This window comes from Candidatus Methylobacter oryzae, from assembly GCF_003994235.2.
In the GTDB taxonomy this organism is placed as follows: domain Bacteria; phylum Pseudomonadota; class Gammaproteobacteria; order Methylococcales; family Methylomonadaceae; genus Methylobacter_A; species Methylobacter_A oryzae.
In genome coordinates this window covers 1-7,226 of record NZ_RYFG02000057.1, presented here as the reverse complement: position 1 = coordinate 7,226, position 7,226 = coordinate 1, and the positions used below count along the sequence as shown (strand labels likewise).

General features: G+C 44.7%; 6 protein-coding genes. 1 reads left to right on the top strand and 5 read right to left on the bottom strand.

Going from position 1 to position 7,226, the window contains the following annotated elements; genetic code table 11:
- The 5 genes from EKO24_RS06680 to EKO24_RS06660 all read right to left on the bottom strand — a co-directional run.
- Positions 1 to 1,406: type IV pilus secretin family protein (locus EKO24_RS06680; protein ID WP_143733192.1), on the bottom strand; the 1,406-nt coding region annotated here is incomplete at its 3' end.
- Between the two features lie 15 nt (positions 1,407 to 1,421).
- A complete protein-coding gene (locus EKO24_RS06675) occupies positions 1,422 to 1,961 on the bottom strand; it encodes a pilus assembly protein PilP (protein ID WP_127029676.1) in 540 nt (179 codons plus the stop codon).
- Between the two features lie 100 nt (positions 1,962 to 2,061).
- Positions 2,062 to 2,694, bottom strand: a complete 633-nt coding sequence (locus EKO24_RS06670; RefSeq protein WP_127029677.1) for a type IV pilus inner membrane component PilO — start codon at positions 2,692 to 2,694, stop codon at positions 2,062 to 2,064.
- Entirely contained in the window at positions 2,694 to 3,266 is a 573-nt protein-coding gene (locus EKO24_RS06665) for a PilN domain-containing protein (protein WP_127029671.1), read from the bottom strand. The genes EKO24_RS06670 and EKO24_RS06665 overlap by 1 nt, the downstream gene beginning before the upstream one ends.
- Entirely contained in the window at positions 3,266 to 4,327 is a 1,062-nt protein-coding gene (locus EKO24_RS06660; protein WP_127029672.1) for a pilus assembly protein PilM, read from the bottom strand. The genes EKO24_RS06665 and EKO24_RS06660 overlap by 1 nt, the downstream gene beginning before the upstream one ends.
- Positions 4,328 to 4,792: 465 nt before the next feature.
- On the opposite strand from EKO24_RS06660, the gene EKO24_RS06655 reads away from it, so the two are divergent.
- Positions 4,793 to 7,108, top strand: a complete 2,316-nt coding sequence (locus EKO24_RS06655) for a penicillin-binding protein 1A (RefSeq protein ID WP_127029673.1) — start codon at positions 4,793 to 4,795, stop codon at positions 7,106 to 7,108.
- Positions 7,109 to 7,226: the final 118 nt, after the last annotated feature.

The window sequence follows — 7,226 nt, the reverse complement described above, 5'->3', positions numbered from 1 at the left end:
GTTTGTCCTGTTTGTCCTGTTTGTCCTGTTTGTCCTGTTTGTCCTGTTTGTCCTGTTTGTCCTGTTTGTCCTGTTTGTCCTGTTTGTCCTGACGTTGCTGAAGACATCACGGGAGCGCCACAAATGCCAAAAACACCAGTATTGCGACCATACAACAGGTTCATAAAATTATCAGCTCTGGCGTAATTAACTTTAATATATTCAGTAACTAACGGGTCTAATTGCTCAACCACCGCCTCTGTTTCCTGTTGTTTCTTCTTGTAGTCCTTAATTTTGTCCAACGGAGAAATCAACGTAACATTACCGGTCTCAAACTTGCCCAGATCTTTGGTCATCATGATAAAGTCCAATGCTTCATCCCAAGGCACATCGTCCAGTTTTAGTGTAATCGTACCGGTCACATCATCACCGGCAACTACGTTTTGCCCGGTAAATTCGGCCAAAATAGCTATAACGCTACGTATCTCAATTTCCTGAAAGTTTAAAGACAATCTATCGCCAGTATATTTGGTTCGAGATCTTTCCAGCGCGTCCTTCTCTTCGTTACTTAAAGGACGAAACTCAACAGTCAACAATCCATCCACTTGAAACACGGAATAATCATAAAGCGCATTTTGCATCGTTACCGTCATCGTAGTTTGTTGATCGGACGAGACCGTATCAATAAACTTAACAGGTGTAGCAAATTCGGACACATCCAGACGTCTAGCCAAACTCTCCGGCAACCGAGTATTTAAGAAGCTTATGACGACTTTCCCTCCCTGTTCCTTTGAATTGACAATAGTATTGGGATTAGCCAGAGAAACTAATATGCGACCTTCGCCTTTATCGCCGCGTTTAAAATCAAAACCACTAATATCTTGCGCAGGAATTAATGCCGCAGCCATTGCATTTGCTGACTTTGTTGCAACAGGCGGCGCTGCTTTCGGCGCCACCGGGACCGACGGAGGACTTATCTCCTTTGCACGGTTCAAAGTCAACAGCACCTTATTGCCGGCTATCTTTGTTTCAAACGGTATTGATTCAATCAGGTTAACAACAACACGAACCCTGCCGGATGCTTCAACAACATAAACACTACTCGCCGCCCCTTGATTAATAGGGTACATTTTCTTTGTCAGCGCGCTTTTTACACCAGGAAAATCCAACGCAATCCGCGCTGGATTATCGGTTTTAAATATTTGAGGGTTAATCGCAGGCCCCGTCAATGCCATTTCAATTTGTAATTTATCGCCTGACTGTACCGCAAAGTCTATGCCCGATAACGCCAGCTCGTTAGCGCTAACGGATGCAATTTGGAAGATAAATAAGAACAGACTTAACCCAATATACGTGCATAGCGGCCGCCACGTTTTATCTTGCACATTATGGGTATTTGCCAGAATACTGCCTTGTTTTTTATTCATTTTTTATCCTCAAAATCACTCTGTCAATGCTATTGAAGCAGGTTGCTCACGCCACGTTCCCGGCTTATCGGGAACTATTTCCATTAATTCAATTTTATCGCTGACTATCCGTATAATCTTTCCGTAATTTTTACCCATGTAATTTCCAACCTTGACGCGGTAAATCGTACTGTCGCTCGCCTTTACCAATCCCCACAGACTCGACTTCATGTCTACCGTGCCTACCATCCTTAAACCATCCAAAGGAAATGCCTCCAATTCTTCTTTACGCCGAGAGGTATCCGGTTTTATGCCGCTACCCGATGAAACCTCAACACCTTCAGATTGTTCAGGCTGCTCCAATGGCTTGAATGGATCACGCAGACCTTCAGGTTTAAACATAAACGGCTCAATCACTTTGATTTCGGGCAAAGGTTTAATAGCTTCCTTAGGCCTTGCCTTAACTTCGGAAATATAGCGATTTAAGTCTGAAAAATCGTCATTGCCGCAACCTGCTAATGACGTCGTAAAAACCAAACAACTTATACGTATGGCGCTTAGCGTCAAATGACGCATTTTATGAATGTATGAATGCGGGATATAGGACTTCAGCCCGGTGAGAGGATCAGGCAACACCAAAAGCGATTTTCGAAGCAATAATTTATTAAATTGCATTTTACTTCTGCCCTCTTTTCTTTTTGGCCGCAGGCACCGCTCCATCAGCACTCTCGTTATAGGTCTTTACCGTCGCATTCATTTTCATTACCCCTCCTTTGGTTTCTTTACTCTCTTTACCCTCTGGAACAATATTTACGTCATGAACAGTAACAATTCGAGGCAATGAGGCTAGCCCACTGACAAACAACCCCAGCTCTTCATATTTTCCAATAACTTCAATACTAATTGGCAACTCTGAATAAAAGTCCTTACGAACAGGAGCACCAGGTTTAAATAACCTGAACTCTAAACCGCTGGCTAAACCAGTCTGAGAAATATCGATTAACAGGCTTGCAACTTCCTCCTCTGTAGGCATCTGACGGATCATATCCTCCAGTTCCGTTTCAATTTGCGCCAACTGCTCTTGGTAGTCGGGGAGATTGATCGACTTCTTTTGCTTTGCCTCAAATGACTGCTTTAACTCCATCTCTTTCTTCTCGGAAGCCTCCAGCGCCGCCAACTGATCAAGCGTATCGATGTAAATGCCTACCCCAAAAATCACGATACAAATAACTGAAATTGCTGCGGCTTTGATAGGTAGAGGCCAAGTTCCCGCCTCATTAGGATCCCAATTAATTTCCGATAAGTTCATCATTTCCCTCCAGCAGCCGCTTGCGCATTTTGGTTCCCCTGCTTGGCGTGCATGGTGAAATCACTTAACGGCTCTGGACTTGCTTTGCTCACTGATTGAATTACATCAAGCGTTGGAACTTTCAACCAAGCCGAGGATTCAATAGCTCTCATAAAGGCGGAAACGCGAGCATTTGACTGCGACTTCCCCTCAAAGTTCAAATCCGCGCCTTTCTGGATAAATTTCGTCAAAAAAACACCATCCGGCGTAACCCGTGGAAGCTCATCAAACAAATGCACTATCTCCGGACGACTTTCCTGTAATTTCTGAATCACGTCTATTTTGGTCAGCAACTTGGCTTTTTGTTCTTCAATCGTTTTTATCTTGGCAATTTTTATGTCCAATAACGCTATTTCGTCCTGTATTATTTTATTTCTTTGTTCCTGATACGCTTTAAGGCTCTCAATATACATGTGAACCCCGGCAAAGATAATTGCTGTGATCACAACAGCCACACCAATAGCATTGATAAAGTCCTGCTTTTTCTGCGCCCGCAGTTCTTCGCGCCAAGGCAATAAATTGATTTTCGCCATTAGTCAAAGCTCCTCAATGCCAACCCGCATGCAATCATCATTGCAGAAGCATCATTGCTCAATGACTGAGGCTTGACTTTACTGGACAAAGCCATATTGATAAAAGGATTCGCGATAACAGTAGGTACGCCTATCGCCTGTTGAACCAACTTGTCTATACCGAGTATTGAGGCACAACCGCCTGCTAAAATAAGACTATCGATACGTCTATTCGCACTAGATGAAGCAAAAAACTGTATTGCTCTTTGAATTTGCTGCACCATGGCTCGTTTGAACGGCTCAAGCACATCAACGGTATAATTGTCCGGAAGACCTCCCAGCTTTTTTGCCAAGCCGGCTTCTTCGTAGGTTAGCCCGTAGCGGCGCTGAATCTCTTCAGTCAACTGCTTGCCGCCAAAACCTTGCTCTCTTGTGTATACGGTACGGGAATTATAGATAACGTTCAGAGAGGTCATCGTAGCCCCGATGTCGACAATAGCAACGGTCTGCTCTCCTACCGCTTCCGGTAATTGATCGATCAATAAAGTAAAAGCGTTTTCCATTGCAAAGGCTTCAACATCGACAATTTTGGCTTTTAAGCCTGCTTTCGCCAACACTTCGACACGATCTTCAATAATTTCTTTTCTCGATGCAGCGAGCAGCACATTAACCATTTCGGGATTATTTTCATTTTCGCCCTGAACTTCAAAATCGAAATTCACCTCATCGAGCGAATAGGGCACATACTGATCCGCTTCAACCATGATCTGCTCTTCCATTTCATCATCGGTTAATGAAGCGGGCATAGGTATAACCTTGGTCATAACCGAAGACCCGGCAACTGCGACAGACGCTTGCTTTAGCTTTGTCCCCGATTGTTTTAAAGCTATTTTTATTGCATCAGCTATCACTTCAATGTTGGCTATATTTTTATCGACAACAGCGTCTTGCGGCAAAGGCGAGACTGCATAACTCTCGACCCGGTAACGCGCACCGACCTTACTCAGCTCAAGTAACTTTATAGCTGCGGTACTAATATCAATACCAAGAACCGCACTCTGTTTCTTACCAAACCAACTCATTAACTAACCCTTGAAAAACGCGATGAATAATTAGACCGACCATTGTAAGGCCAGCTCGCGGCAACAGCTCCTGCATGACTCTACATACGGCCGGGCCTGCAATTGAGCGTCACAAACCTTATTTACCCGCGAAAGTATAGTAGCCTTTTTTATTTTGATGCTTAAAATGTCCAATTTATTTGCTTAATCCGCTGCCTATTATCCTTAGCACCAATATTTCGGCTGACATTTATACCCAAAGGGCATAAGTTTCGTTTGAGCAGACAAGCTGCTCAACTCAGCTTTATACCCAAAGGGCATAAGTTTCGTTTGAGCAGACAAGCTGCTCAACTCAGCTTTATACCCAAAGGGCATAAGTTTCATTTGAGCGGACAAGCCGCTCAATTCAGCTTTAACAAGAAACGTCTCATTATCTTCGTGAAAGCTTGTTTTGTATTTCTATCGTAATTGTTTTCAGGATCACTTGTGGCAAAAAGCACCTTAGGCAGGCGAATCTTACAATGGCTTGCTATTTTGTTTATGACCCTATCGCTGGGCTCGGCGATTTCAGGCTATTTCTTGTACAACAAACTTGCAGCTGAGCTGCCTGACGTTAAGACCCTGCATAATGTTCAATACCAAACGCCCTTAAGCATTTACAGTCGCGATAGTCTGCTGATTGCTCAATTTGGCGAAAAAAAGCGCATACCGGTCAATATAGAGGAAATTCCTCGACAACTTATTAACGCCTTCATTGCCGCAGAAGATGACAGCTTTTACGAACACCCCGGAGTCGATTTTAAAGGCTTGCTTCGAGCTGGCATACAACTGGTCTTGACCGGCAAGAAAAAACAAGGCGGCAGCACTATTACTATGCAGGTTACCCGCAATTTCCTGCTGAGTAGTGAAAAGACTTACACCCGCAAGCTAAAAGAAATCATGCTGGCGTTAAAGCTAGAGCACGAGTATCCGAAAAATAAAATCCTGGAACTTTACTTAAATCAGATTTTCATGGGCCACAGGGCTTACGGCATTGCCGCCGCCTCTCAAGTCTATTACGGCAAGCCGTTAACCGAATTAAACTTGGCTGAATATGCGATGATCGCCGGCTTGCCTAAAGCGCCTTCTTTATATAATCCCATTACTAATGAAGCACGGGCAATTGAAAGGCGCAATTATGTCTTGCACCGAATGCTCGAGCTTAACCATATTAGCCAACAAGAATATGAATATGCATCCCGGCAACCCTCTACCGCTAAAATACAGACTATTACTCCTGAAGTTTCAGCACTTTATTTAGCCGAGATGGTGCGCCAAAAACTTTTTGAGCTCTATGGAGAACAAGCCTATACATCCGGATTTAAAGTCTACACGACAATAAACGGCACACTGCAAACGGCCGCCAATCAGGCACTTACCGACACATTGCATGCCTATGACGAACGCCACGGATACCGCCGCTTACGCATCAGAACCAACAATTTCAAAGAACTTCCGGTTATCGGCGATACATTGCCCGCGACCGTTCTCCAGGTAAAAAACAATCTTGCCACGGCCAGCCTTCAAGACCGCACAGTCATTGAAATACCTTGGGAAAACATTAAATGGGCCGGCAATGCTATCGGAACCCTATTAAAGACCGGAGATATTATCCGGGTGCGTCAACTGCCGAATAATACCTGGGCATTAACGCAAGTACCGGAGGCAGAAGGAGCTTTCGTTTCATTAAATCCCGCCACTGGCGCGGTTTTAGCATTAACCGGCGGTTTCGATTTTTACCGTAATAAATACAATCGGGCAACTCAATCAAAAAGACAACCGGGATCAGGCTTTAAACCCATCATTTATACGACAGCCCTGGAACAAGGTTATACCCCTGCCAGCCTTATTAACGATGCCCCCATAGTCATCGATATTCCAGGCCAGGAAAACGAGTGGCGCCCGGAAAATTACAATAAAAAATTCTATGGCCCCACCAGCATCAGGTCGGCTATAACTCATTCAAGAAACATTATTTCCATTCGCCTATTGAAAGAGCTCGGCATTGAAAAAGCCGTTGCGACCGCATTGCGTTTTGGTTTTGTTGAAGATCAAATACCCAAGACGCTCTCTTTGGCGCTGGGCAGCGGCTATGCGTCTCCGCTGCAAATGGCTAGAGTGTATGCAACATTCGCCAACGGCGGCTTCTTAGTTAAGCCTTATTTTATCGAACGTATCGAGTCCAATGAAGGCGAAATCATTTATCAGGCCAAGCCTAAAGCCGCCTGCCCCACTTGCGACAGCACTGAAGAATTAAAACGCAATTACGCCCCCAGAATTATCACTCCACAAATCTGTTTTCTGATGAATTCGCTGTTAAGAGATGTTGTTCAACATGGCACAGCAACCGCTGCAAAAGTACTCGGCAGACAAGATCTTGCAGGAAAAACAGGAACCACAAACGAACAAAGAGATGCATGGTTCAATGGCTTTACACAGTCAAATGTTGCGGCCGCATGGGTCGGATTTGATGATTTTTCGCCGCTGGGAAATCTTGAGACGGGCGGCATAGCCGCGTTACCGATGTGGATAGAATTTATGCGGGTAGCCTTGAAAGACACCCCGGAAACGCCTCTTGCGATGCCGAATGGAATAGTGAAAGCATTCATAAGCCCTGAAACCGGGCTATTAACATCAAGCGCCAATAAAAACGGCATATGGGAATTCTTTCAAGCGGATCGAGTGCCAACCAGATCCGCATCAAGTGAGTCGGCAACCGATGAGGATCAATCCGACGAAAATCCTACTGAAAATCTATTCTGAAATAGAGCGAGTTTTTATACCCAGAGGATCGGGTAGCCGAGGGTTTCTAACCCTCAGCCCCCACAACACCCTGCATGCGGGTCCGCACAGGGCGTTTCACTTGGAATGGTGAAGCTTG